We start from the raw sequence: 24276 nt of genomic DNA, 5'->3' as shown, positions 1-24276 counted from the left end.
GCCTCAACATGAGACCCCTTTAGTATTCTATTAATACGGAGGAATCATAATGGATGAATCAATGAAAGCAAAGTTCAAAAAGATTATCGCACTGTATGATGATATGATACGCCTCCCTCACAAAACGGAAATTGCCAGGGAATTGAGGGATGAGGATGATTTATTTTTATTGCTCCTCTATTCAGACATGCTTGGGATCCCGAATCCTGTCTTCTATTACACCCTGGAGCTTTATCCTTATATCATAGAAAAGTTTCATGATTGGCACTTAAGGATGGGGATGGAACACTCTCCTCTGGACGGTATCAGATGTTGTTAAAGAGAAATAGAAGGAGGGGAGAAAGGGATGAGTGATCTTGTGCAACAGTCCATTCTATTTATAGGAGGGAAAGGAGGAGTTGGGAAATCAACGACAGCATCTGCTTTGGCTGTCATGTTTGCAAAAATGGGAAAGAAGACATTAATTATTTCAACAGATCCCGCACATAATCTCGGTGATATCTTTCATCAGGAAATCAAGGGACATAAGACGCCATTACTGGAAAATTTGTGGGGAATTGAGATTAATCCGGACATGGAAACACGTCAATACATTGATGGAGTAAAAGGGAATCTGAAAGGGATGGTCAAGGCCAATATGGTAAATGAAGTGCACCGGCAAATTGACATGGCCGCTTCAGCACCCGGGGCAGAAGAAGCTGCTTTATTTGATCGTATTGTTTCCATCATTTTGGAAGAAGGAAATGATTTTGACAAAATCATCTTTGACACTGCACCGACCGGCCATACGATTCGACTGCTTTCGCTCCCGGAACTTATGGGGGTATGGATGGATGGAATGCTGGAAAGAAGGAAGAAAACAAACAAGAATTACTCTCAGCTCTTGAATGATGGAGAGCCGATTGAAGACCCCATCTATGACGTCCTTCAAAAGCGCCGGGAAAAGTTTTCAAGGGTAAGAGAGGTTCTATTGGATCAAAAAAAGACAGGCTTTATATTTGTACTGATCCCTGAACGGCTCCCGATACTTGAAACAGAAAAAGCGATTGAGTCGATGTGCAAGCATTCACTTGACGTTGGTGGACTGGTTATCAATAAAGTTCTACCCACTCAGGCAGATGGTGAGTTCTTACAAAAGAGAAGAGATCAGGAAAAGGTTTATTTGCGACTGATGAAAGAAAAGTTCACCAAACAATCACTCTATCGGATCCCACTGATGGAAGAAGATATATGCACTCTTCCTCTTCTTGAAACCTTCGCAGCTTTGCTTAAGAAGGAAATCGTAAAGAGTGAAAGAGTTTGTCAGCTATAGGGAAATACATAGTATGAATGACCATTGTATATTCTTCAATGGTCATTTTATATTTTATGAAGGGGAAATGTGGGTTTTTGTCGAAAATGTAGTGAAACAATCAATGGAGGGAAGTGGTTCCAATGAAAAATGAGAAGAAGACTATCCCCGCCATTCTTCCATTAAAGAAAAGGGAAGAAACTCAAAATCGTTGGTTATTTCATCGGCTTAATACACTTTTGCCTTCACTAATGGCAAAGCACGATGTCAACATGTGGATAGTGGTTGGAAGGGAATATAATGAAGATCCCGTCCTAAAGAGTCTATACCCAGCATCGATCGACAGTTCGAGGAGATTGACAATCCTGGTATTTCATTTAGACAATGGTAAGCATCTCAAAAGATGGGTCCTGCACCCAAACCCAAATTTCGAACCGTTTTATGAACGGGTCTGGAACCCAGAAGAGTGCGATCAATGGGAATGTCTGAAAAGGCTTGTGGAAGAACAAAACCCTGACACCATAGCTTTGAATTATTCCTCGACGTTTGCTGTTGCAGATGGGTTGAGTCACTCCTATTTCCAGCATGTAAGCATGTTATTGGACGAGCATTCACATAAATTCATGTCAGCACAACATGTGATAGTAGATTGGCTATCGATTAGAACCTCCAAGGAATTAGTGGCATACCCATCTATAGCCGAGCTTGGAAGGACCATTGCGGAAGAAGCATTATCAAGAGCGGTGATTCATCCAGGGATCACGACTACGGAAGATGTAGTCGATTGGATACGTCAGCGCGTTTTAGACGAAGGGATGGAAACATCCTTTTACCCTACAGTCGATTTGCAAAGAAAAGGATCGGACATGGATCGCTTAGAAGGAGAGATCATCCGTTTTGGAGATATCATACATTTAGATTTTGGCATTCGCTACCTTGGACTTACTACGGATGCCCAGCAGCTGGCATACGTACTCTATCCAGGTGAGGAGGATGCGCCGGAAGGACTTCAGTCTGCTTTCCAAACAGCTTTAAGGTTTGAGGACATCATAACCGAGGAAATGAAAATTGGAAGAACAGGAAATGAAGTATTTTACCGGGCAATGAAAAAGGCAAAAGGAGAAGAAATTGAGGCGATGCTCTATTCTCATCCATTAGGGAATCACTGTCATGAAGCGGGAGCATTAATAGGCTTATATGATCAACAAGGGGATATCCCCATCAGAGGTGACCTTCCTTTAACGGCGAATAGCTGCTATGCGATGGAATTCAATATTAAACAATACATTCCCGAATGGAATCAAATCATCCCCATTTATTTGGAGGAGCCTGTTGCCTTCATTCAAGATCGACTGGAGTATATGGCTAAAAGGCAGACCTCATTTTATTTAATTTAGTTGACCTTCTTGTTATTAGCCTAAAAGACGGATCACAGAGATTGTGTGATCCGTCTTTTTTTATGTAAAGAAAGCATTGTTTCGGAGGGGTAACAGTGTGTGCTTATCTAAAGAAAATTCGACAGAAGGGATCAATTAATCGAAATTAGGATTAATAAAATGAAAAAGGGGAGTAATAATTCTGGAATGGGATGAATAATTTGAAAACCGTGCCGAATAAAATGAAATTAGGATTAATTCTCTCTTCTAAAGTAGAACGTAAGATAGGGGTCCACTCCCTACCTGCTCCCAAGAGTCACATACCATACTGACACTTCTGCTGTTGTTATACTTAAAAAGTTGATTGGAGCGGAAAACGAGCACCTGCAGCGTAAATCAACCACCTCTTGCTTGTTAAAAAGCAACCATGTTTACGAAAAACAACTTTAATTAAAAATAATTAAATACCCCCTTGACTATATACCTCGCAGGGTATATCATTATGAATGTAGCAAGAAAACAATAAACCAACAGGAGGTGTCTTGATGGAATACAATGCACAAATTAAAAATCGAATCAAACGTGTTGAAGGGCAGCTCCGGGGAATTGTAAGGATGATGGAGCAGGGGGAAGATTGTAAGGATGTCATCACTCAACTTTCCGCAGCCAAAACAGCTCTTGACCGTTCCGTAGGTTTAATTGTCAGTATGAATCTTGTTGAGTGTGTAAGGGATTCCCAAGAAACGGGTGAAAGCACAGAAGAGCTCGTTAAAGAGGCAGTAAATTTATTAGTAAAGAGTCGATAAGAAAAAGAGTTGACATCTTTTTTTATATCAATTAATATACCCTTATAGGTATAAGAAAACACATTATTAGGAGGAAATTCACATGAACGCAGATAAAGTTTTAGATGCAAAAGGTTTAGCTTGTCCAATGCCAATCGTGAAAACGAGAAAGGCCATTAAAGAAATCGAAACAGGTCAGATATTAGAGGTTCAAACGACGGATAAAGGGGCAAAAAGTGACCTTACAGCATGGGCAAAATCAACAGGACATGAATTAATGGATTCCAATGAAGAAAATGATGTATTCACATTCTGGATCAAAAAAGGATAATTTTTTTTGAGGGGAGATATACCCCTAGTAGTAATTAGGAGGAGATACAATGTCAGAAACAAAAACAACGAATATTATACTTTTTAGCGGAGATTACGATAAAGCGATGGCCGCATATATCATCGCGAACGGTGCAGCTGCATATGATCATGAGGTTACGATCTTCCACACATTCTGGGGATTGAATGCTTTAAGAAAAGAAGAGTTGGTACCAGTGAAAAAAGGATTTATGGAGAAAATGTTTGGGAAAATGATGCCACGTGGAGCAGATAAAATGGGATTATCCAACATGAACTTCATGGGAATGGGCCCTAAAATGATCAAAGGAGTCATGAAGAAACATAATGCCATGCCTTTACCTGATCTAATTGATATGGCACGGGAACAGGATGTTAAATTAGTTGCATGTACGATGACGATGGATCTGTTGGGGTTACACAAAGACGAATTATTAGAAGAAATCGAATATGCAGGTGTAGCGGCGTATCTAGCAGATGCCGAAGACGGAAACGTTAATTTATTTATCTAAATTTTTTTTGTGAGAAAATATACCCTACGAGGTAATTGGAGGTCGTTTTATGAACAGTATCGAATCAAATATCGTGTTAGACGCAAAAGGACTCGCTTGTCCAATGCCGATTGTGAAAACTAAAAAGGCCCTGAAAGACATGGAAGCCGGGCATGTAATTGAAATCCAGGCAACAGATAAGGGGTCTAAAGCAGATCTTCAAGCTTGGGCAAAGAGTTCCGGACATGATTATTTAGGGACGATTGAAGAAGGAGATGTCCTGAAGCATTTCCTCCGAAAATCAAGTGGTGAAGAGGCTGTTGAGCGTAAACACGAAGTTGTGACAGACAATGGAACTTTAGAAAGTAAATTAGGCGATGAAAATGTCGTTATTCTCGATGTCCGTGAAAAAGCGGAATATGCGTTCAAACATATACCAGGTTCTATCTCAATGCCTCTTGGTGATTTAGAGACTCGGGTAGATGAATTGAATAAAGACAAAGACATTTATGTCGTCTGCCGCACAGGAAACAGAAGTGATATGGCAGCCCAAATGCTTTCAGAAAAAGGGTTTGCAAATGTAATCAATGTTGTTCCTGGAATGAGCGAATGGACTGGGAAAGTAACATCCGAAATTAAATAATTCATATTTTTAGGAGGCATATAAATGGCTGTGAAACCGATGAATACTAAAGAAATAGCACAAAAAGTAATGAACAAAGAAGAATTATTCATCTTAGATGTCCGTAATGTGGATGCATTTGAAGATTGGAAAATTGAAGGAGAAAAATTCGATTACTTGAATATTCCTTATTTCGATCTTTTAGATGGTGTTGAAGAAATTCTCGTTCAACTTCCGGAGGATAAAGATATTGTTGTTGTTTGTGCGAAAGAAGGTTCTTCCGTTATGGTAGCCGAAATGCTGTCTGAAGAAGGAAAGGATGTTTCTTATCTTGAAGGCGGAATGAAGGCCTGGAGTGAGCATCTTGAGCCTGTTAAAGTAGGTGACTTATCAAATGGCGGTGAGCTTTATCAATTCGTCCGTCTAGGCAAAGGTTGTCTATCGTATATGGTTGTATCCAATGGAGAAGCTGCGATTGTGGACGCAACACGTATGGCGGATGTATTCATTGAGTTCGCAAAAGAAAAAGAAGCTACGATCACAAACGTTTTTGATACTCATCTGCATGCCGATCATATTTCGGGAGGACGTACCATTGCAGCAGCAACAGGTGCAACCTACTGGTTACCACCTAAAGATGCTGATGAGGTGACATTTGAATATGCTGCACTTGAAGATGGAAATAAAGTTGTTATCGGAAATACAACCATCGAGATTGCGGCTCTATATTCACCGGGACACACGATTGGTTCTACATCTTTCGTAGTCGATGAGAAATTCTTATTATCAGGAGATATTTTATTCGTCGATAGTATCGGTCGTCCTGATCTTGCCGGAAAAGCGGAAGATTGGGTAGGGGACTTGAGAGAAAGTTTATACAAACGTTATAAAGACCTATCTATGGAGCTTACTGTCTTACCGGCTCACTTTATGATTATTGAAGAATTAAACGAAGACGGTTCTGTAGGGGAAAAGCTAGGAACACTATTTGCCAAGAACCACGGTTTAAACATTGAGAGTGAAGAAGAATTCAGAAAGCTTGTTTCTGAAAATCTGCCTCCACAACCAAATGCGTATCAGGAAATCCGTGAAACAAACATGGGGAAAGTCACTCCGGATGAAGAGAAGCAACGCGAGATGGAAATCGGACCAAACCGTTGTGCTGTACGATAAAAACGAATTTGAATAATGTCCTGATGGGAACCAGCTTGAGCCGGTTCCCATTTCACTAGAATAGGAGGGTTAACAATGGATTTGGCCTTTATTATTACAATCTTTCTAATCGGCTTTGTCGGTTCTTATATTTCTGGAATGGTTGGTATTGGAGGAAGTATCATTAAATATCCGATGCTCTTGTATATTCCACCTTTATTGGGAGTAGCTACATTTTCTGCCCATGAGGTATCAGGTATTAGCGCTGTCCAAGTGTTCTTTGCAACACTCGGAGGAGTATGGGCTTACCGAAAAGGAGGCTATCTCAATAAAACGCTCATTGCCTATATGGGGATAAGCATTTTAATCGGTAGTTTTGTTGGTGGGTACGGCTCTAAATTTATGAGTGAAGCGGGAATAAACATCGTATATGGAATATTGGCACTCATTGCTGCCGTAATGATGTTCATTCCGAAAAAAGGTATAGACGATATAAAGCTTGAAGATGTGTCGTTTAATAAATGGCTCGCTGCCACACTTGCCCTTATCGTCGGGGTCGGTGCAGGTATCGTCGGGGCGGCAGGAGCATTCCTATTAGTTCCAATCATGCTTGTCGTCCTTAAAATACCGACAAGAATGACGATTGCTTCCTCTCTTGCCATAACATTAATTTCTTCCATCGGATCAACAGTAGGAAAGATCTCCACTGGGCAAGTAGACTACCTGCCTGCCATGATCATGGTAGTAGCCAGTCTGATTGCCTCTCCACTTGGAGCAATGGCAGGAAAGAAAATGAATACTAAGATTCTCCAGATGATTTTAGCTCTGTTAATTTTAGGAACAGCGATTAAAATCTGGGTAGATATTTTATAAATGATTGCTTGGTTCTACAACTCATGCACCTTCAAAGAGCAAGAGAAGGTGCATGAGTGTAAGGGCTGAGCTATTTTTGTATTCCTACAGAAATCTACTTGTAACTTTCCTTGGGTCTGTTTCGTCTATATAATAGAAAAAAATAAGACTCTAGATGGATGAATACATTTCATTGTACAAGTACAATGGAGGCGTTCGATGATTTATCCATTTTAAAAAAGGGAGAATGAACATGAAAAAGCTTATTGGTATTGTCTTACTATGTTCACTAATGGTAAGCGGAATCCAGCCTGCATCTGCTGCAGATAATGATAAAGCAAGCATAAATGAAAAATTCGGACTACCTATCGTTGTATATGGAGAAACGCTTACCAACGAGCAGAAAAATGAAGTTCAGAAGCAATTCGGTATGGACGAGGGAACAGAAGTGGAAGAGTTTACAGCAACAGGTGAAGACCTTGTGAAATATATTGAAGGTGAGAACCGTAACGCGAGAATGTTTTCTTCTGCCATGATTACCCGTAAAGAAAAAGGGGAAGGATTAAAAGTCAACATTGTGACACCTGAGAATATTACGGAAGTCACAAATTCGATGTATTCCAATGCCCTGTTAACAGCTGGCGTGGAAAATGCGGTGGTCGATGTCGCTTCACCTGTAAAGGTCAGTGGTCATTCTGCACTGGTGGGAATATACAAGGCCTATGATGTGAGTGGAGAAAAGCTTGATACCGTTCGGATGGAAGTAGCCAACGAAGAGCTATCCGTAGCAACTGAATTAGCCAAAGAAGCAGGCATCGACAAAGAAGAGGTTAGTAATCTATTAACTGAAATCAAAAAGGAAATTGCAAAACAAGATCCAGCAACGAAAGAGGAAGTGGAGAAAATCGTTGAAGATAAACTCCAAACTCTGAACATTGAGTTAAGTCCCGAGGATCGTCAGCTTCTGATTGATCTCTTTGAAAAGATGAGATCACTTGATATTGACTTCGACCATGTTCAACAACAACTGGATGATTTAACAAAGGATATTCAAACAACGATTAAAGAAATAGTGAATGATGAAGGATTCGGGCAAAAAGTATCTGATTTCTTTTCCGGTTTGTTAGAGGCAATCGCAAATTTCTTTAAATCCATCAAAAATTTATTTGGATAATATTACAAAAAGCCTGAGTCTCTTGAGACTCAGGCTTTTATAATTCAAGCAATGGAAACGATAGATAAACTGTCGTTCCTTTTCTTTCTTCGCTTTCAATGGCTAAGGAACCTTTATGCTTATGCATGATTTCCTTGGCGATGGATAAACCAAGGCCATATCCTCCGGTGCCTCTTGTCCTGGAGAGGTCCGATCTGTAGAATCTTTCTCCAATCTGTGATATGGAGTCTTTTGGTATTCCGATTCCTGCATCTTGAATCTTGACTACAGCCTTACCATCTTCTTCATAAGAATGAATGGAAATGGAGCTTCCTTCAGATGAGTATTTCAAAGCATTGTCCAGGATATTATAAAATACCTGCATCACACGGTTGGGATCTCCATTTATGATGGACTCCTCGTTTAAGGTATGATGGATGTCCATATGTTTCAATTCTGCCTGGGGTTGAATCAGTGTTAGAGAGTCCATGATGAATTGAGAGAGTACCATCGGTTCGACATCAAGTGAAAAGGATGAATCTTCTAATTTGTTCAGTTCAAGGAGTTCCGTTATTAATTTCTGCATACGAATCGATTCTTTTTGAATTAGCTGCAAGCTTTTTTCTATTTCTTCAGGTGTTGTTTGAACTCTGTCAGTTAATGCTTTCGCATAACCGCCGATGTACGTAAGTGGGGTCCGTAACTCATGAGCGACATTGGAAAGAAATTGTCTTTTTCGATCTTCTTGGTGTTGCAGGGAGTCAACCATGCTGTTAAAGGTTATGGCAAGCTCAGCCATTTCATCATTAGTGGTGACCTTTAAACGTTCTGTGAAGTCCCCACCCGCTACTTTATTTGAGAATCTCTGCATCTCCCTGACAGGCTTGAACAAGGAGCCTAGGGAAGATTGAATGATTAGAAACAGAAGAAAATAAAACATGACTCCCGCCAATACTAGAATGGGGATTCCTTTACTGAATACTTCTGTCATTTCAGCCAATGGGATATATATGAACAAATATCCCATTAAATGATCTTCATTCATCAGTGGAAAGATGGCCCCTATCACATTCCGATTGAACTCGTCTACATAACCTTCTTTCATGACATGATTCCCTTTAGCCAATTCTTTTACATCTGTGCTATTGATGAGTGGCTTTTGGTCAATAAGAAAAGGGAAATTCTTCCCTAAATCATCAAGGTTTTCAACTACTGAAACTTCATAGGGAGAGATGACGTTATACCAAAGAATCTTGTCTTTCACATTTCCGCTGACATCGCCATAATGATAGTGAGCAGCCGTTCTCTGTCCTTGATATAGCAAAGATTCCTTTACGGTTCCTATATATAAATCTTTGTAAAGGAAATGAATGAAAAGAAATGAAAACAGGATCGTCAAAAATAAGCTGCTCAATAAAAGAATCGAAACTTTTTTATTCAGAGTGAGGTTACTGTTTTTCACATGGATTCCTCAAATTTATACCCTAGTCCCCATACGGTTTCAATTACATGACCGTATTCTTTCAATTTCAGCCTTAAGGTTTTGATATGAGTATCAACTGTGCGATCGCTGCCTTCATAATCATTTCCCCATACCTGATCAAGTAATTGATCCCTTTTATACACTCTCCCGTGGTTACGGGCAAGGAATAAGAATAGTTCGTATTCCTTTAATGTCAATCGTGGTGAAAGTTCACCGACGGAAACGGTCCTTGAAGCTAAATTGAAGGATACTGAACCATATTTTTCGACCATGGAACGCTGGTTCGTTTGAATTCCATACGACCTTCTAAGAATGGTTTCAATGCGCGCGATAAGTTCTTCGGCGTTGAAAGGCTTGACCATATAATCATCGCTACCAAGTTTAAGTCCTTTCACCTTGTCCAGGTCATCCCCTTTAGCAGAAAGAAAAATGAACGGGATTTGACTTTTTCTTCTTACCTCTTCCAGCAATTGAAATCCGTCCATAAACGGCATCATAATATCCACAACCATAAGATCCACATGTGTTTTATTTAGTTGATCAAGAGCGGATAATCCGTTTTCAGCCTCTATACAGAAATAATGTTCCCTGTTCAAGTACAGCTTGATCAACTGTCTCATTTCCGGTTCATCATCTACTATAAGTACATTCCATTTTTTCATGATCATCACTCCCGACATGTTGATGCAGGGTGCTGCATCCATTTTTATTATAGATATAATTAGTGAAGTTTCTGTGAGATATGTATGTTCATTCTCATTTTCTATTTTAGCATGTAAAAGCTAATACAATAACAATGATCTAGTCCGTTACTTTTTCTTTAATAGGGACATTTGCCCTTCCCCTTTTTCCTTTTCATAATAGGCTAATAAAGAGGAGTGACGAACATGTATGAAAGGAGAACCATGAACAGAAAGAATATCATGACCCTATTTAATCAAAGTGGACTCCCGAATCTTATGAGTGATGGGAATTTTAATAGTGGATCTCAAGTACCCGGGGCATGGGGAGGGGCACAAGGTCAGGTACCGCCTTATAATCAGGTAGCCTACGGTAATCCACCAATGTACGGTCAGCAGGTATATCCGCTATCTGGATATCAACAAGCGGGGTATGGTCCGCCTCCATACGGTCCGATAGGTGGGTATGGTATTAACCCTCTCGGGGCTGGGTTAATTGGACTGGGATTGGGATTTCTCGGCGGACAGATTGTAAACACACCATTCCCATTTAAAGGTCCACACAAACGCTACTATTATTACATGTGAATAGAGTGAGCCGACTCCATACCTATGGAGTCGGCTTTTTCTTGCAGAAATCAGGAAACTTGTCATGATAAAAGAAAGCTCTTCTCGCAAAGATAGTTGTTATACTTACACAGACAATGATTTGCAAATGCTATGTCATTGATTCTTAGCCAAAGAATGAATTAAATGGTCATAAAAATCAGTAAAGGAAAAGAACCTTAGTATAATTCGTTCACTGCATCCAAGAAAATGTTTTGGTTGAAACCCTGACATTTACACTGTTATACCAAATATTTATGCTTGTTCAGTTGATTCTCGCTGCAATCAACCACCTCTCGATTGTTCAAAATCAATAATGTTTACGAAGACAGCCTAAATGAAAATTTTATCCCTTGATTTTATACCTATAGGGGTATATAATATGATTATATTACAAATGAGTTTCGTGCATCATTCCATACTAAATAAATCGAGGTGCTTAAGATGGAGTTTATTGGATTAATTGTATTGGCTGTACTAGTAATGTTTTATATCATGATGAAAAAGCCAAGTAAAAACATCAAACAAATTTCTACTGAGGAATTAAAATCCATGTTGGGAGATAAGAACAAACAGTTCATTGATGTTCGCACGCCAGGAGAATACAAGAACAATCATATCAAACAGTTCAAGAATATGCCTTTAAACTCATTACCCAAAAATGATCAATCCCTTTCCAAAGATAAGGAGATCATCGTCATCTGTCAAAGCGGGATGAGAAGTGCAAATGCATGTAAAGTACTTGAAAAGAAAGGGTTCACTTCCATAACGAATGTTAGGGGTGGAATGAATTCCTGGTCACACTGATATAATGAAAATTTATTGAAAGAGAGTGAATGAAAAATGAAATCCATTTTGAGCGATGAAGTAAACAGACGATTATCAGAAGGGGAATCCTTAAATATACTCGATGTCCGTGAAGCAGCTGAAGTACGTAACGGGAAAATCCCAAACAGTTTGAACATTCCACTGGGATTGCTTGAATTTCGCATGAATGAATTAGAGAAGAACAAAGATTACATTGTCGTCTGTCAATCAGGAGGCAGAAGCAGCCAGGCAGTGAAGTTTCTTTCTTATCACGGTTATAATGTAACGAATATGGAAGGCGGTATGTTTGCCTGGGCAGGGAAGGTCGATTAATCTCTTTCACTCTTCCCCCAATTCTATGCTTGTTAATACCCCTGTAGGTTTAGTTTATGAAATTTAGGATAATGTATAAACGAAGGGATAACACTAACTTGAGGGAGGAATGAAAGTTATGACAACGACAGTTAAAGACTTAACAGCCAAGGAACTTACCAGAAAAATCATGGACGGGGAAAGGATGTTCATTCTTGACGTTCGTCCTAAAGAAGCCTTTGACGATTGGAAAGTGGAAGGTAAGAACGTCAAGATCCTGAACAAACCGTTTTCTGAGTTGAAAGACAATCTGGCATCTGTTCAATCCACTTTACCAAATGATGAAGCGATTTATGTCATTTGTGCAAAAGGGAATTCATCAGCAAAAACGGCCGAAATGCTTGCAGAGGCAGGAATGGAAAATATATATTCCGTCGAGGGCGGTATGCAGGCCTGGAGTGAGTACCTTGAACCCGTTAAGATCGGTGAACTGGCAGGTGGGGAAATATATCAGTTTGTACGAATCGGGAAAGGGTGTCTATCATACGCCATCGTCTCAAAAGGAGAGGTTGCATTCATCGATCCCAGCCGTTTAGTAGAGCCTTATAAAACATTCATGAAGGATCGAAATGTACAAGTGAAAGCTGTACTGGATTCCCACCTCCATGCAGATCACATTTCCGGTGGTCGTGCTCTAAGCAAGGAATATGATTCACCCTATTATTTACCTCCAAAAGATGCAGAAGAAGTTCAGTATACATTTAATGAACTGACTGATGATATGGAAATCGAGGTGGGTGATACGACGATTAAAGCTGTCTACTCGCCAGGTCATACGATCGGGAGCACGTCGTTCATCGTTGATCAGCATTATTTATTAACAGGGGACATTCTGTTTATTGATTCCATCGGAAGGCCGGATCTAGCGGGCAAAGCCGAGGACTGGGTAGGGGACTTAAGAGACACATTATATTCCAGGTACAAACATCTCGGGGATGATTTAATCGTTCTTCCTGCACATTTCATGACGATAGATGAAATGAATGAAGATGGCTCGATCTCCCACCGTTTAGGTGATCTCTATCAGAAGAATCACGGATTGAATATAGAAAATGAAGAGGAATTCAGACACACAGTCACTGAAAACCTTCCCCCACAACCAAATAGCTATGAGAAAATCCGTGAAACGAATATGGGTAAAATCAATCCTGAACAAGATGAAAAGCGTGAAATGGAAACAGGTCCCAACCGTTGTGCCGTACGTTAATGGGCTTTTAGACATTTTTTGACGAAGCATAAAAGGCAATGGGAAATGCAACATCCCAACATCGATTGGGATGTTTGCATGTACTGGAAGAATTAAGGATGTGTTCCGTTATGAAGGAAATAAATGAATCAAAATATATTCAGCAGCATCTGGCAAATGAGAGAACGTTCTTGGCGTGGATCCGTACAGCCATTGCCATCATCGGAATTGGATTTTTAACCACAAGCTTACACTTTAACTCCTTACAAGGGGACCCACTTCAAGATAAAATTGCCGCAGGAATAAGTGTAATTTCCATCTTCATTGGATTAGCCATCATTATTGGTTCCACCATTAATTACTACAGGACGAGGAGACATATCAATACACAAACATTTGTGTCTGCTGATGTGTTTATTAAAATGATGACAGTCGTGGCTACAATTGTACTCTTACTTGTGACTGTTTATTTTTTTTCGCTGAATTAAAAAAGCTGAACGCAATAGGAAAATAAATCCCTGCGTTCAGCTTTTATTAATTCTGTTTTTGTTCATTGTAGTATTGGACGGATGTCATGGCTCCTTCGCTCACCATGGAATTATCTTCTATATTGGAAGGGTCAGGATTCCCTCCTTTTTCGAGTGGGAGATCTTCTTTTTTCCTCTTTTTGAATTTTGTAACCAGTCCTTCCTTCATATTGTGAAGCTGGTTACGTTTTTCTTTCGATGATAATGCCCATCCTAGAGAGCCAGCGGTAACAGTTGCACCAACAAGTATTTTTTTGTTCAGTTTCATCTTCTTTTCCTCCAATCGAGTAGTTCGTTTTATCAGTATGTTCTCTATTTTCCCAACGCACATAAATTTAAACATTGGACATCATGAATGAATAATGAGTGGACAAGGACATCTTTCTAGTTGAAAATAAACATACATCAATATGTTTGAGAGAGGGATGATGAAATGAAGAATCTTACGAAACAAAATGTCATTGGATTTATCGGAACAGGGGTAATGGGGAAAAGTATGGCAGGTCATATTCTTGAAGCTGGTTTCCCATTAGTTGTCTATAATCGTACAAAAGAGAAGGCGTTAGATTTAATACATAATGGTGCAAAATGGGTTGACACACCCCAAGAGGTGGCAGAAGCTTCGGATGTGGTCATTACAATCGTAGGGTACCCTTCAGATGTAGAGGGATTATATCTTGGGGAAAATGGCATCCTGAAACACATGAAGCAGGGTTCCGTTGCTTTAGATATGACGACTTCTTCTCCAAAACTAGCAGCGGAGATTTTCAAAAAAGGAATGGATAAAGGAATTTCCATATTGGATGCTCCGGTTTCAGGCGGGGATATAGGGGCAAAAGAGGCAAGGCTTTCCATTATGGTGGGGGGAGAAGAGGAATCGTTCGAGTTAGCGAAACCACTCCTGGATCGTCTTGGTTCCAATGTGGTCTACCAAGGAAAAGCAGGTTCTGGTCAGCATACAAAGATGTGTAACCAGATTGCCATTGCATCGAATATGATGGGAGTTACTGAAGCCCTTCTTTATGCAAAAAAATCAGGTTTGAATCCAGAAAATGTCCTGAAGAGTATCACATCCGGGGCAGCAGGCAGCTGGTCCCTTAGTAATTTGGTTCCACGAATGATTGAAGAAGATTACGCCCCGGGCTTTTATATAAAGCATTTTATCAAGGATTTAAAGATCGCCCTTGATTCGGCAAAGGATATGGAACTTAGGACTCCAGGTCTTGAATTAGCTCTTTCATTATATGAGGAGTTGGCCATGAATGGAGAGGAAAATAGCGGCACTCAAGCTCTTATAAAATTATTAGAGCACTAATCTAAATAAACGTCCCTCATGCGGGGACGTTTATTTAGATCTTTCCGATAAATTGTGGATTTTTTTGTATTCCTGATTGGGTAGGAAGCCAATTGGCAGGTACTCCTGTGCCGGTCTTTCTGGCATATTGAATCCCTTCCAATACCCTTAAGATTTCAAATGCATTTCTACCGACTTCATTCGGGTAAAGCATTTTAGAAGATATGATTCCATCAGGATCAATGATGACGGTGGCACGAAACGTTGCGCCAGCCTGCTCATTCAATACACGATAGGCTTTACTTATTTGGTGGTTTCGGTCACTCACCAATGGAAATTGTACCTTTGATGCAGAAGGGGATACCTCCGTAAACACTTTGTGAGCGTAAACACTATCTGTACTTATCCCAAGCACCTCGGTCTGGAGCGCTTGAATTTTAGGGTAAATAGCAGCGACCGCTGCCAGTTCTGTCGGTCACACGAAAGTGAAATCACTGGAATAAAAAAATAAGATGACCCATTTTCCACGATATGTCTCCATGTTAACGGTCGTTATTTTCTTTTGTATATAATCGTATGCCTCAGCAATAAAGGGAGGGGCGGGGTCATTAGTTTGCGCACAAAATGGAAATGTCTGAGTTTCAGTACCCGGTTTATTCATTCACTCACCCCTTTTCGGAAAAGTACTATCAACATATGTCTTTGTACGATTAGATATGATTACGTGCATGGCCCCATTCAATTCATACTTCACGATAAAATGGGAATAATAGGGGGTGATTGTAAATTTTTCGAAGGAATGATGAGTCTCATGAAAAAAAAAATTATGAAGAATCTTTCCCAAGTGATATACACGTTTGGTTCAGCCATGACCTTAATTGCCTTCCTTGTAACTTATTTCCAAACGAAAACGATCATTAAAGCGATTAAGAAGTATAGCCCCTATAACTGAGTTTACTGTTTGCAATATCTTCTAGTAAGTTAGACAATGATAGTATTAGTGAGGAGGGATTCTGTTGAAATTAGTAGGTAAGAAAATCATTCAATTAGTCAGTACGGATTTCGAAGATCTGGAGTTATGGTACCCGGTCCTGCGATTAAGGGAAGAAGGAGCCACAGTACATATTGTCGGTGAGAATGCGAATGAGGAATATATCGGGAAATATGGGGTTCCGATTGTTTCTGAATATGCTTTTAAAGATATCGATCCGAAAGATTATGACGCCATACTGGTTCCGGGTGGCTGGTCTCCCGATAAACTTCGTCGTTATGAAGAAGTTATTGCTATGGTACAATCAATGGATGACAGAAAGAAACCGATCGGCCAAATCTGTCATGCCGGATGGGTATTGATATCAGCCAAGATCCTTCAAGGAGTAAAAGTCACCAGCACGCCTGGAATAAAGGATGATATGGAAAATGCAGGAGCTACCTGGATAAATGAGCCTGTCGTAACAGATGGCCACATCGTTTCCAGCCGCAGACCCCCAGATCTGCCCGACTATATGAGAGAATTCATTGAAGTGCTGACAAAAGAATGAACGATAAAAGGACTGGTCAAGGAAGCAGAGAGTAAGCCTTCCTTGACCAGTTTATCTTTTATCTATTTCTTTTTTTCTCTTTTATTCCGATCATTCACCCGGGCAAAAAACGTCTGTTTTACAGATTGATGTGTAGTAATGGCGGCACCGGTTGCGATGAAGCCGTTAGCGATTCCGTTAAAGTCAAACCCCAAGGTCCACCCGCTTGCAGCGACTCCCACCAATAATAAAATCCAAATAATCAACCAATCCTGAATATGTGGTGTTCTTTTCAATGCATAGCCGAGCACCCATAGTACAGGAACAAGTACTGTGACCTGTGGATCGATAGAAATCCCGCTTAATAAGTTTTCGATCATGTCATTCACTCCCTATAATGAAAAATGACTTCTATAAAGCTTATTCATGTATTGGGGGGATTCATGACAACCTGTACGGATAAGTTTTTTTAAAAGTGAAATGATGCTTGTAAAATCCGCAATGAAAATGAATGCAATTATACCCTTTAAAGTGACATACGAAAACTTCAATGATATTATATTGATTGACCTATAATAAAAAAGGAGCTGTTATAAATGGCGAAAAAAGGGTACATACAATTCCAGACAGGTGAGAAAATTGAATTCGATCTATTCCCAAATGAAGCACCTGGAACAGTAGCAAATTTTGAAAAATTAGCAAACGAAGGATTTTATAACGGTTTAAGCTTTCACCGTGTCATCCCTGGCTTCGTAAGTCAAGGCGGGTGCCCTAACGGAAATGGTATGGGTGGTCCAGGATACACCATCAAATGTGAAACAGAAGGGAATCCCCATAAGCATGAAGAAGGCTCATTATCCATGGCCCATGCAGGGAAAGATACAGGCGGCAGCCAATTCTTCATCGTACATGAACCACAACCTCACTTGAACGGAGTCCACACAGTCTTCGGAAAAGTGACTTCAGGCATCGATATCGCCAAATCAATGAAAAACGGCGACGTAATGGAGAAGGTAGAAGTACTCGACGCATAATGCAAGAGGGACGGACCTTTGACTGATAACAATTAATCGTCTAATTGAAGAAAAACAATAGTTGAAATAATGCATGTCATGTTGTATCATACTAATACAGGCTGCGTTGTACGTAATCATAACGAAGTTTTAACCTTTAAACTGTAATAGGGAGTTTTACATCGAAGTTGGAATGTCAAGCCTCCACGATTTGAGGACGACAGGAAACCTTCTGCAAACACCCACTTTGAGGAGTGGTGGTTTAAAACTTTCTTATATCATATTACGGCAATTGTGGCTCCTAACCTTAGTATCTCAAGTCAGTTCCCAATCGGGGGCTGGCTTTTTTATTTGCTGAAAAAATAAAAAACTGAATCCTAATAAAAGAATTCAGTCAGTATCATATGTAGCAAGGCCCCTCCCGTCCGTACATGGTTAAGTGTCCCGCAACAAGCGAATGTTCGGGAGAGGCAAATTAAGTTTATCATGCAAAACGATTTATTTCAATCTACCTTCCTCTGTCAGGTAACGGTCAATGCCATGAAAATCATCTACCCCAACAAATGGAGTTCCGCATTCCTTAAGAATACGTTGCAATGCTTTCATGGCAAATGTGACATCCGCCACTTTCGCAGCGTGACTATCGGGCTCGCTATCACCGGCAAAATAAATCGTCTCATACGTTTCCTTTAGTTCTGCAATGACTTTGGACTTGTCAATCCCATAACGCTCTGAATGATGAGGATGTTGTGGATCAATCGTCATATGTATATTTCTTTCTTTATAAAAACCTTCATTCGAAAACACTTTAACATTTCTGATTCCACGATGGTTCAGTATTTGGTGGATATAGTAATCCGTTCCCGCACTGAGAATATAGAAATCTCCTCCTTCTTCCTGGACTTTACGGATAAAGGAAGTAACATGATCATCTATTTCAATTGAAAGGATATCCTCGATGATTTGATGTTCATCTTGATGAATAGATGAAAAGACTGTCCGAAGGAAATCAATGTCCTTCATTTCACCGGCTTTCCACCTTTTAAACAACTTTTCTCCATCTTTAAAGTATTTTTCCAATACGAGATGATAAAAATCTTTCTTCGAGATGGTTCCATCAAAGTCTGAAACAAATGCCCATTTCTTCATTGCGTCTCCTCCACATTTCTAGTTTAGTCGATTGTAACATGATTGATGAAGAGGGAGAAACCGCATGGATTGTTCATAATATTATTATGTAAACAATAGGGATTTTTCTAACCCCTGTATTTAAACAGGGGGCTGTTTTACTTTTTTATACTCTTTACAAAATCTTTCAGTACTTCCGGTGTTCTTTTTACTTCCTGAATGGTGCCCGTGAACGTCGATTTTTTATAGTCAATATCCATTTGGATCTCAGACTGGGTTTCTTGAAGCTGAGTGGCTTCTGAAGAGATTTTATCCATTCTTGATTGAATGTTTATGACCGTTTGATTCATTTCATTCACGATGGGGCGGGTAGTTTTTATCGTTCTCCATAATGCTACTCCCAACATAACCAATCCGATGACAAATAATGCAATGCTTGCATACACAATCCACATCTAGAATTCACCTCATTATCATTTGTTTTAAGTTATATTCCCTAAATACTATAAAAATAACGCATCAAATATTTCTTCTATTGGTTTACTAATTCTATTATACCTAGTAATCTATATGATAAGTTTGATCACTGTTAAGGGAGAGATGAAATTGCTTAAAGCCATTATGTTTGATCTGGATGACACCCTATTATGGGACTCAAAAAGTATTTCAGAGGCGTTCAATGCAACCTGCCAATATGCTCAAGACAGAGTGGGAACAGACCCTCACAAATTAGAGTCAAGTGTGAGAGAAGCTGCTAGAGAGCTTTATGCAACATATGATACATATGAATTCACACAAAATATTGGTATCAATCCTTTTGAAGGGCTGTGGGGGGAATTCCTGGATGAACATGACGAACGTTTTCTTCAAATGAAGGAAATCGTTCCTACTTATCGTAAGATGGCTTGGACAAACGGATTGCAATCATTAGGCATTTCAGATCCTGAACTTGGTAAAGAGTTATCCGAGAAATTCCGCCTTGAAAGAAAACAAAGGCCATATGTATATGAAGATACCTTCCGTGTACTAAATGAAGTGAAAAAACATTATCAGCTTTTGTTATTAACCAACGGATCACCCCATCTACAGAATACAAAGCTTGATAAAACGCCGGAGCTTCTCCCTTACTTTGAGGAAATCATCATTTCAGGTGATGTTGGTAAAGGAAAACCGGATCCGGCGATGTTCCAGCATGCGTTGGATAGGCTTCAGCTTCAAAAAGAAGAGGTCGTCATGGTTGGGGATAATCTAAATACAGACATTCTGGGAGCATCCAAACTAGGTATCAAAACCGTCTGGATCAATCGTCGCGGGCAAATTCCTCAAACAGTTGTTCCAGATTATGAAATAAAAGAACTGTATGAAGTGATCGATATCGTTAAATACATAAGATAGTTGTCTAGGGGGCTTCGAACTGTCGAAGCCTCTTTATTTCTCGCTTTTAACAGTCATAATATCCTAACCCCATTCATACTATTCACGGAAGTATCCACTTTATCGTCTTCAGACAGGTGTTAAGGAGTTTGTGAATTACCGTAACCCCCTATGTGAATGAAGGAGGTACACTTATGGGAACAGGAATACATCAAGTACATGTCTGTGCTTCGCGATCAGATGTATGGTCGTTTATCCGAGATTTGAACGCTTGGGCTCCTTTGGTTCCAGGATACAAGGAGCATAGCATTATCTCTGACACTCAATCTACTTGGAAATTTATCGTTCATTACGGGATGCTGACCAAGAAGATTCATGTCCAGGTTCTAATTACAGAATGGACTGCTCCCTCTGAAGTGAAGTTCACGTTAGACGGGATCAATCAACGGTTTACGGGTAAAGGGTATTTTAATGCTGTAGAAGTGAATCCGGTCGTCACAGAAATGACGGGAAGCTTAACAATCCAATCAACAAGCCCGATGGCAAAACTCCTTCAATCCACATTCGATAAAATGGTAGTGGACCTTACGAGGGAATTAACGATAGCTGTTGGAGAGGCAATTGAAAGAGAAAGCTCATGAATGCAAGTCCTGTCGTTACATGAAGGGCTTGTATTCTTTTAAAGCCTGATTCTGTGATATAATGAATGCTTTATAAGTTGGATAATTGATAGTTAGAGAATAAATACATACACTAAAAAGAAAATAGAAGAAAACGTATAAACATAAAGGGGTCTTACCATGGAAAAGCTTCACCTTCTTCGAGAAGAGGCTATAGAAGAAACGAAACAAAAAATAAAGGAAGATATTACACATTTTTTGGAGGAACATGAGCATTGTCCTTCATTTCAAGACTACCTGGCAGAAAGAAGTGCATTTTTCCATCAAATTTGGCTGAATATTTGGCTGAATAAGGTAACGAATGATGTGCTTCGCAGCCATAAAAAAGCCTTTCTTCGAAAGAAAGGTTACGATATAGAAGGAACAGATAAAAAGTTGATCAATAAATTGTTCCGAAATGAAATTAGAGAGTATCTCCCTTTCCATATTTTAAATTGGTTAACGGAAACCCCACCAGTTGAAGAAGAGTGGAAGGAGCTTTATTTACGTGTACGTAACGAGTATCTTAAGAAAAACAAAGAAAAGAAGCAGGCAACTCTACAAAAAGAGACTCGAAAAGAGATCCTTTCTTACATAGATACTCAACTGAACAAGCTTGAACTTCATTGGTATGTCGAGCTGCGATATATTTTCGCTAAGAAATGTTTGAACGATCTTGAAACAAAGACGAAATATCAATCCATTGAACCGTATATGCTTGAGGAGAAATTGGAAGAAGAAGGCCAATTCACCTGTGATTCCTTCAAGACTGTCTCTGATTTTCTGAAAGAATTTACCGGTTCGATACACAAAAAGAATGAACACTGGGATGGTCATGGGTGGGAATATGAAACCTATTACTATCCATATGAGCGTTTTGTTTTCTACCATTCCGAGCTGGTAGTCTATCGATCTTTACTACAGCATATGCCTGAAGAATTAAGGATCAATTATGAGAATGTGTTCGGTCTGAAACTAACAGAAGAAAGGCTGAGCAGGATCAGCCATCATTTTCTCCTTACTTTAAAGTCGCGCTTTTTTAATATGATACAAGAGGAATATATTGAGGATTTGATACGGATATTGGAGTTTCCTTTTGATCCAGCGATTCATCTTTCATTGTTTGAAAAAGATCTCAAGAAGCAGGAGGAAAGGAAGGCTGCTGAATTAGCTGAATTAAAACGGCAGCAGGAAGAAGAAGAACGTGCATTGGAAGACATCTTTGGGAGGGAATACAGCCCCTCATTCAGGGGAGATATCAGATATATTCTTCATATTGGAGAAACGAATACAGGCAAGACCCACCATGCCATCAGCCGAATGAAAGAGGCAAAGAGCGGTATGTACCTCGCCCCACTTAGACTTCTTGCTTTAGAAGTGTTCGACACATTAAATTCAGCCGACGTCCCTTGTAATTTGAAAACAGGGGAAGAAGAAAAAGAAGTCCTTTATGCAAATCACGTTTCATCTACTGTAGAAATGTTTCATGAGAAAGATGAATATGATGTGATCGTGATTGACGAAGCACAAATGCTGGCTGATCAGGATAGAGGATTTGCGTGGTACCGGGCGATTACGAAATCTAGAGCGAAAGAGGTCCATATTATAGGAAGTGAAAACGTTCGGGAACTCCTAATGGAGCTGGTTGGTGATGGGAACGTGGAAATCCATACGTATAAGAGAGAGGTTCCGTTGCAGGTTGAATCGAAAGAGTTTCAATTGAAACATGCAAAAAAGGGAGACGCTGTAGTGTGTTTCTCGAGGAAAAAAGTACTGGATACGGCTTCAAGATTGCAAAATAACGGACATAAGGTCAGCATGATTTACGGCAGTATGCCTCCAGAAACAAGGAAGAGGCAGATGATGCAGTTCATTAAAGGTAAAACCAATATGATCGTTGCCACTGATGCAATTGGAATGGGGCTGAACTTACCGATACGCAGGATTGTATTCCTGGAAACAGATAAATTTGACGGAACGAGAAGGAGAAGGCTTACTTCTCAGGAAGTAAAGCAGATTGCCGGTCGAGCTGGTAGAAAAGGGATTTACAATGAAGGACGGGTTGCCTTTACTAAGGATATAAAAGTGATGAAACAGCTACTTGAACAACCTGATCAGTCTCTCAGAACGTTTGCCATTGCTCCTACGAGTGGTGTATTTGAACGCTTTCAGCGCTATTATCATGATATGGACACGTTCTTCTATTTATGGGACAAGTTCAGAAGTCCCTATGGAACGGAAAAGGCAACTCTATTTGAAGAAAGGGAGCTTTACGAATTAATCCGCGGAACAGACATCGAAGCAAAATTATTATTGAATGATTTATACGGATTTCTGCATTTGCCGTTCTCTAAGAAAGAGTCACAGTTAACGGAACAGTGGCTTGAATGTATGTTTGCGATAGTAAACGGAGAAGAATTACCAGAGCCACAGTTAAAGAATAAAAACCTGGAACAAAAAGAGGTCTCATATAAGGCTGTTGGTCTCCATCTCCTGTTTTTATATCGATTGGGCAGGCAGACAGAGGCATATTACTGGGAGAGGGTGAGGAGTGAAATTGCCGATGGTGTGCACGAGAGTCTCAGGACAGAGGTTACAAGTTTGACGCAAACGTGTAAACAATGCGGTAAGAAGCTTCCACCAAACTTCGGGTTCCCGATTTGTGATCGGTGTCATGCAGCCCGATTAAAGAGAAGGTCAAGGAGAAAACCACCAAAACATTAAATTTTGAGCAAATCTTAAGTAGAATGAAGGCTTATGTGGTAGTATCGATTGTGAATTGAAAATGATAATTGAGGTGGTCCGATTGAAGATTGAAGTATGGTCAGATTATGTGTGTCCATTTTGTTATATAGGGAAACGCCATTTAGAGGAAGCACTAGAGAAATTCCCTCAAAGGGATAAGGTGGAAATAGAGTTTAAAAGCTTTGAATTGGATCCGAGTGCTCCAGTTAACACAGAAAATAGTATACAGGAAATTCTTGCGAAAAAGTATGGAACGTCACTTGAACAAGCTCAAAATATGACGGATCGTATGAGTCAGCAAGCATTAACAGTAGGTCTCGACTTCCGTTTTGATACGAATATTCCAACCAATACCTTTGATGCTCATCGCTTGACGAAATATGCGAAAACAAAAGGGAAGGAAGCAGACTTGACTGAAATCCTGTTACATGCCCATTTTACCCTTTCCAAACATATTGGTGACAAGGGTACTCTTTCAGAATTAGCGAAACATGCAGGATTAGATGAAAAAGAAGCACTTGCGGTCCTGAACGGTGAAGATTTCTCACAAGAAGTTCGAATGGACGAGGATGAAGCAAGGCAAATTGGCGTACAAGGTGTTCCATTTTTTGTCATCAATCGTAAATATGCGATATCCGGTGCACAGCCAAGTGATGTTTTTCTAAATTCGATTCAAAAAGTGTGGGAAGAGGAAAACCAAACGTCCCCGCTCCAGCCTCTTGGAACGGAAGGTATGGCTTGTGATGAAAATGGATGTGAAGTTCCGAATTCCAAAGAGTAATTAATAAAACAATATGAAAACGATAAAAGCA

Annotated in this window: 30 protein-coding genes and 1 other RNA gene; 24 read left to right on the top strand and 7 right to left on the bottom strand. The window is 39.9% G+C overall.

Going from position 1 to position 24276, the window contains the following annotated elements; all coding sequences use genetic code 11:
* The first annotated feature begins 61 nt into the window (after nt 1–61).
* The 10 genes from ACIGG7_RS15945 to ACIGG7_RS15900 all read left to right on the top strand — a co-directional run bounded on the left by ACIGG7_RS15945 (nt 62) and on the right by ACIGG7_RS15900 (nt 8091).
* A complete protein-coding gene (locus tag ACIGG7_RS15945) occupies nt 62–319 on the top strand; it encodes a cory-CC-star protein (protein WP_224941319.1) in 258 nt (85 codons plus the stop codon).
* A 27-nt stretch (nt 320–346) separates the two neighbouring features.
* A complete protein-coding gene (locus ACIGG7_RS15940; RefSeq protein ID WP_397550241.1) occupies nt 347–1312 on the top strand; it encodes an ArsA family ATPase in 966 nt (321 codons plus the stop codon).
* 122 nt (nt 1313–1434) lie between these two features.
* Nucleotides 1435–2688 carry a M24 family metallopeptidase gene (locus ACIGG7_RS15935; protein ID WP_224940654.1) on the top strand — a complete coding sequence of 418 codons (1254 nt, stop codon included), beginning with the start codon at nt 1435–1437 and terminating at the stop codon, nt 2686–2688.
* A gap of 524 nt (nt 2689–3212) precedes the next feature.
* On the top strand, nt 3213–3473 hold the full coding sequence (locus ACIGG7_RS15930; protein ID WP_224940655.1) for a metal-sensitive transcriptional regulator: 261 nt from the start codon (nt 3213–3215) through the stop codon (nt 3471–3473).
* A gap of 82 nt (nt 3474–3555) precedes the next feature.
* Nucleotides 3556–3783, top strand: coding sequence for a sulfurtransferase TusA family protein (locus tag ACIGG7_RS15925; protein ID WP_224940656.1), 228 nt, complete (start codon nt 3556–3558; stop codon nt 3781–3783).
* Nucleotides 3784–3832: 49 nt separating this feature from the next.
* Nucleotides 3833–4312, top strand: coding sequence for a DsrE/DsrF/DrsH-like family protein (locus tag ACIGG7_RS15920; protein ID WP_224940657.1), 480 nt, complete (start codon nt 3833–3835; stop codon nt 4310–4312).
* 49 nt (nt 4313–4361) lie between these two features.
* Complete coding sequence (locus ACIGG7_RS15915) at nt 4362–4934, top strand: sulfurtransferase TusA family protein (protein ID WP_224940658.1); 573 nt, start codon at nt 4362–4364, stop codon at nt 4932–4934.
* Between the two features lie 24 nt (nt 4935–4958).
* Nucleotides 4959–6086: an MBL fold metallo-hydrolase gene (locus ACIGG7_RS15910; RefSeq protein ID WP_224940659.1), complete on the top strand. Its 1128-nt coding sequence runs from the start codon at nt 4959–4961 to the stop codon at nt 6084–6086.
* 75 nt (nt 6087–6161) lie between these two features.
* On the top strand, nt 6162–6938 hold the full coding sequence (locus ACIGG7_RS15905) for a sulfite exporter TauE/SafE family protein (RefSeq protein WP_224940660.1): 777 nt from the start codon (nt 6162–6164) through the stop codon (nt 6936–6938).
* A 232-nt stretch (nt 6939–7170) separates the two neighbouring features.
* Complete coding sequence (locus ACIGG7_RS15900; protein WP_224940661.1) at nt 7171–8091, top strand: DUF1002 domain-containing protein; 921 nt, start codon at nt 7171–7173, stop codon at nt 8089–8091.
* 37 nt (nt 8092–8128) lie between these two features.
* Here the strand turns inward: ACIGG7_RS15900 and ACIGG7_RS15895 are convergent, their stop codons facing one another.
* Together ACIGG7_RS15895 and ACIGG7_RS15890 are read right to left on the bottom strand one after the other, a co-directional pair.
* On the bottom strand, nt 8129–9532 hold the full coding sequence (locus tag ACIGG7_RS15895) for a sensor histidine kinase (protein WP_224940662.1): 1404 nt from the start codon (nt 9530–9532) through the stop codon (nt 8129–8131).
* Nucleotides 9529–10215 (bottom strand): response regulator transcription factor, encoded by a 687-nt coding sequence (locus ACIGG7_RS15890; RefSeq protein ID WP_224940663.1) that lies wholly within the window; start codon nt 10213–10215, stop codon nt 9529–9531. The genes ACIGG7_RS15895 and ACIGG7_RS15890 overlap by 4 nt, the downstream gene beginning before the upstream one ends.
* 225 nt (nt 10216–10440) lie before the next feature.
* Between ACIGG7_RS15890 and ACIGG7_RS15885 the strand changes: the two genes are divergently transcribed.
* From ACIGG7_RS15885 to ACIGG7_RS15865, 5 genes are all read left to right on the top strand, one after another.
* The gene (locus ACIGG7_RS15885) at nt 10441–10821 is read left to right on the top strand and encodes a hypothetical protein (RefSeq protein WP_224940664.1); all 381 of its coding nucleotides are present in this window, start codon (nt 10441–10443) and stop codon (nt 10819–10821) included.
* 462 nt (nt 10822–11283) lie between these two features.
* Nucleotides 11284–11646 (top strand): rhodanese-like domain-containing protein, encoded by a 363-nt coding sequence (locus ACIGG7_RS15880; RefSeq protein WP_224940665.1) that lies wholly within the window; start codon nt 11284–11286, stop codon nt 11644–11646.
* A gap of 36 nt (nt 11647–11682) precedes the next feature.
* Complete coding sequence (locus ACIGG7_RS15875) at nt 11683–11979, top strand: rhodanese-like domain-containing protein (protein ID WP_224940666.1); 297 nt, start codon at nt 11683–11685, stop codon at nt 11977–11979.
* 118 nt (nt 11980–12097) lie between these two features.
* Nucleotides 12098–13225 (top strand): MBL fold metallo-hydrolase, encoded by a 1128-nt coding sequence (locus ACIGG7_RS15870; protein ID WP_224940667.1) that lies wholly within the window; start codon nt 12098–12100, stop codon nt 13223–13225.
* Nucleotides 13226–13335: 110 nt separating this feature from the next.
* Nucleotides 13336–13692, top strand: a complete 357-nt coding sequence (locus ACIGG7_RS15865) for a YidH family protein (RefSeq protein WP_224940668.1) — start codon at nt 13336–13338, stop codon at nt 13690–13692.
* Between the two features lie 46 nt (nt 13693–13738).
* On the opposite strand, the gene ACIGG7_RS15860 is transcribed toward ACIGG7_RS15865, so the two are convergent.
* Complete coding sequence (locus tag ACIGG7_RS15860; protein WP_224940669.1) at nt 13739–13999, bottom strand: hypothetical protein; 261 nt, start codon at nt 13997–13999, stop codon at nt 13739–13741.
* A gap of 165 nt (nt 14000–14164) precedes the next feature.
* Between ACIGG7_RS15860 and ACIGG7_RS15855 the strand changes: the two genes are divergently transcribed.
* Nucleotides 14165–15046, top strand: coding sequence for an NAD(P)-dependent oxidoreductase (locus ACIGG7_RS15855; protein WP_397550240.1), 882 nt, complete (start codon nt 14165–14167; stop codon nt 15044–15046).
* Nucleotides 15047–15080: 34 nt separating this feature from the next.
* Here ACIGG7_RS15855 and ACIGG7_RS15850 read toward each other — a convergent pair whose 3' ends face one another.
* The gene (locus ACIGG7_RS15850) at nt 15081–15686 is read right to left on the bottom strand and encodes a peroxiredoxin (RefSeq protein ID WP_397550239.1); all 606 of its coding nucleotides are present in this window, start codon (nt 15684–15686) and stop codon (nt 15081–15083) included.
* A gap of 150 nt (nt 15687–15836) precedes the next feature.
* Between ACIGG7_RS15850 and ACIGG7_RS15845 the strand changes: the two genes are divergently transcribed.
* Entirely contained in the window at nt 15837–15977 is a 141-nt protein-coding gene (locus tag ACIGG7_RS15845; RefSeq protein WP_397550238.1) for a hypothetical protein, read from the top strand.
* 64 nt (nt 15978–16041) lie between these two features.
* On the top strand, nt 16042–16566 hold the full coding sequence (locus ACIGG7_RS15840) for a type 1 glutamine amidotransferase domain-containing protein (protein ID WP_224940671.1): 525 nt from the start codon (nt 16042–16044) through the stop codon (nt 16564–16566).
* A 62-nt stretch (nt 16567–16628) separates the two neighbouring features.
* On the opposite strand, the gene ACIGG7_RS15835 is transcribed toward ACIGG7_RS15840, so the two are convergent.
* A complete protein-coding gene (locus tag ACIGG7_RS15835; protein ID WP_224940672.1) occupies nt 16629–16925 on the bottom strand; it encodes a phage holin family protein in 297 nt (98 codons plus the stop codon).
* 216 nt (nt 16926–17141) lie between these two features.
* Here ACIGG7_RS15835 and ACIGG7_RS15830 point away from each other — a divergent pair, with 216 nt between their 5' ends.
* Both ACIGG7_RS15830 and ssrS read left to right on the top strand, forming a co-directional pair.
* Nucleotides 17142–17579 carry a peptidylprolyl isomerase gene (locus ACIGG7_RS15830; protein ID WP_224940673.1) on the top strand — a complete coding sequence of 146 codons (438 nt, stop codon included), beginning with the start codon at nt 17142–17144 and terminating at the stop codon, nt 17577–17579.
* A 95-nt stretch (nt 17580–17674) separates the two neighbouring features.
* A non-coding RNA gene (gene ssrS, locus ACIGG7_RS15825) (6S RNA) lies at nt 17675–17863 on the top strand.
* Between the two features lie 193 nt (nt 17864–18056).
* On the opposite strand, the gene ACIGG7_RS15820 is transcribed toward ssrS, so the two are convergent.
* Together ACIGG7_RS15820 and ACIGG7_RS15815 are read right to left on the bottom strand one after the other, a co-directional pair.
* Complete coding sequence (locus ACIGG7_RS15820) at nt 18057–18707, bottom strand: MtnX-like HAD-IB family phosphatase (protein WP_397550237.1); 651 nt, start codon at nt 18705–18707, stop codon at nt 18057–18059.
* A 137-nt stretch (nt 18708–18844) separates the two neighbouring features.
* The gene (locus ACIGG7_RS15815; protein ID WP_224940675.1) at nt 18845–19141 is read right to left on the bottom strand and encodes a DUF948 domain-containing protein; all 297 of its coding nucleotides are present in this window, start codon (nt 19139–19141) and stop codon (nt 18845–18847) included.
* Nucleotides 19142–19292: 151 nt separating this feature from the next.
* Here ACIGG7_RS15815 and ACIGG7_RS15810 point away from each other — a divergent pair, with 151 nt between their 5' ends.
* The 4 genes from ACIGG7_RS15810 (at nt 19293) to ACIGG7_RS15795 (ending at nt 24245) form a co-directional block, all read left to right on the top strand.
* Nucleotides 19293–20081 (top strand): HAD family hydrolase, encoded by a 789-nt coding sequence (locus tag ACIGG7_RS15810; RefSeq protein WP_397550236.1) that lies wholly within the window; start codon nt 19293–19295, stop codon nt 20079–20081.
* A 173-nt stretch (nt 20082–20254) separates the two neighbouring features.
* On the top strand, nt 20255–20701 hold the full coding sequence (locus tag ACIGG7_RS15805; protein WP_397550235.1) for an SRPBCC family protein: 447 nt from the start codon (nt 20255–20257) through the stop codon (nt 20699–20701).
* A 159-nt stretch (nt 20702–20860) separates the two neighbouring features.
* On the top strand, nt 20861–23443 hold the full coding sequence (locus tag ACIGG7_RS15800; protein ID WP_397550234.1) for a helicase-related protein: 2583 nt from the start codon (nt 20861–20863) through the stop codon (nt 23441–23443).
* Between the two features lie 82 nt (nt 23444–23525).
* Complete coding sequence (locus tag ACIGG7_RS15795) at nt 23526–24245, top strand: DsbA family oxidoreductase (protein WP_397550233.1); 720 nt, start codon at nt 23526–23528, stop codon at nt 24243–24245.
* Nucleotides 24246–24276 lie beyond the last annotated feature (31 nt).

It is taken from the genome of Rossellomorea sp. NPDC077527, assembly GCF_044542955.1.
GTDB classification, from domain to species: Bacteria; Bacillota; Bacilli; order Bacillales; family Bacillaceae_B; genus Rossellomorea; species Rossellomorea aquimaris_E.
This window is presented reverse-complemented; position numbering and strand designations above follow the sequence as displayed.

Excerpts from the sequence above, each read along its gene's own strand:
- ACIGG7_RS15945 (WP_224941319.1), top strand. The coding sequence starts at position 62 with ATGAAAGCAAAGTTCAAAAAGATTATCGCACTGTATGATGATATGATA.
- ACIGG7_RS15940 (WP_397550241.1), top strand. The coding sequence starts at position 347 with ATGAGTGATCTTGTGCAACAGTCCATTCTATTTATAGGAGGGAAAGGA.
- ACIGG7_RS15935 (WP_224940654.1), top strand. The coding sequence starts at position 1,435 with ATGAAAAATGAGAAGAAGACTATCCCCGCCATTCTTCCATTAAAGAAA.
- ACIGG7_RS15930 (WP_224940655.1), top strand. The coding sequence starts at position 3,213 with ATGGAATACAATGCACAAATTAAAAATCGAATCAAACGTGTTGAAGGG.
- ACIGG7_RS15925 (WP_224940656.1), top strand. The coding sequence starts at position 3,556 with ATGAACGCAGATAAAGTTTTAGATGCAAAAGGTTTAGCTTGTCCAATG.
- ACIGG7_RS15920 (WP_224940657.1), top strand. The coding sequence starts at position 3,833 with ATGTCAGAAACAAAAACAACGAATATTATACTTTTTAGCGGAGATTAC.
- ACIGG7_RS15915 (WP_224940658.1), top strand. The coding sequence starts at position 4,362 with ATGAACAGTATCGAATCAAATATCGTGTTAGACGCAAAAGGACTCGCT.
- ACIGG7_RS15910 (WP_224940659.1), top strand. The coding sequence starts at position 4,959 with ATGGCTGTGAAACCGATGAATACTAAAGAAATAGCACAAAAAGTAATG.
- ACIGG7_RS15905 (WP_224940660.1), top strand. The coding sequence starts at position 6,162 with ATGGATTTGGCCTTTATTATTACAATCTTTCTAATCGGCTTTGTCGGT.
- ACIGG7_RS15900 (WP_224940661.1), top strand. The coding sequence starts at position 7,171 with ATGAAAAAGCTTATTGGTATTGTCTTACTATGTTCACTAATGGTAAGC.
- ACIGG7_RS15890 (WP_224940663.1), bottom strand. The coding sequence starts at position 10,215 with ATGAAAAAATGGAATGTACTTATAGTAGATGATGAACCGGAAATGAGA.
- ACIGG7_RS15885 (WP_224940664.1), top strand. The coding sequence starts at position 10,441 with ATGTATGAAAGGAGAACCATGAACAGAAAGAATATCATGACCCTATTT.
- ACIGG7_RS15880 (WP_224940665.1), top strand. The coding sequence starts at position 11,284 with ATGGAGTTTATTGGATTAATTGTATTGGCTGTACTAGTAATGTTTTAT.
- ACIGG7_RS15875 (WP_224940666.1), top strand. The coding sequence starts at position 11,683 with ATGAAATCCATTTTGAGCGATGAAGTAAACAGACGATTATCAGAAGGG.
- ACIGG7_RS15870 (WP_224940667.1), top strand. The coding sequence starts at position 12,098 with ATGACAACGACAGTTAAAGACTTAACAGCCAAGGAACTTACCAGAAAA.
- ACIGG7_RS15865 (WP_224940668.1), top strand. The coding sequence starts at position 13,336 with ATGAAGGAAATAAATGAATCAAAATATATTCAGCAGCATCTGGCAAAT.
- ACIGG7_RS15860 (WP_224940669.1), bottom strand. The coding sequence starts at position 13,999 with ATGAAACTGAACAAAAAAATACTTGTTGGTGCAACTGTTACCGCTGGC.
- ACIGG7_RS15855 (WP_397550240.1), top strand. The coding sequence starts at position 14,165 with ATGAAGAATCTTACGAAACAAAATGTCATTGGATTTATCGGAACAGGG.
- ACIGG7_RS15845 (WP_397550238.1), top strand. The coding sequence starts at position 15,837 with ATGAAAAAAAAAATTATGAAGAATCTTTCCCAAGTGATATACACGTTT.
- ACIGG7_RS15835 (WP_224940672.1), bottom strand. The coding sequence starts at position 16,925 with ATGATCGAAAACTTATTAAGCGGGATTTCTATCGATCCACAGGTCACA.
- ACIGG7_RS15830 (WP_224940673.1), top strand. The coding sequence starts at position 17,142 with ATGGCGAAAAAAGGGTACATACAATTCCAGACAGGTGAGAAAATTGAA.
- ACIGG7_RS15820 (WP_397550237.1), bottom strand. The coding sequence starts at position 18,707 with ATGAAGAAATGGGCATTTGTTTCAGACTTTGATGGAACCATCTCGAAG.
- ACIGG7_RS15815 (WP_224940675.1), bottom strand. The coding sequence starts at position 19,141 with ATGTGGATTGTGTATGCAAGCATTGCATTATTTGTCATCGGATTGGTT.
- ACIGG7_RS15805 (WP_397550235.1), top strand. The coding sequence starts at position 20,255 with ATGGGAACAGGAATACATCAAGTACATGTCTGTGCTTCGCGATCAGAT.
- ACIGG7_RS15800 (WP_397550234.1), top strand. The coding sequence starts at position 20,861 with ATGGAAAAGCTTCACCTTCTTCGAGAAGAGGCTATAGAAGAAACGAAA.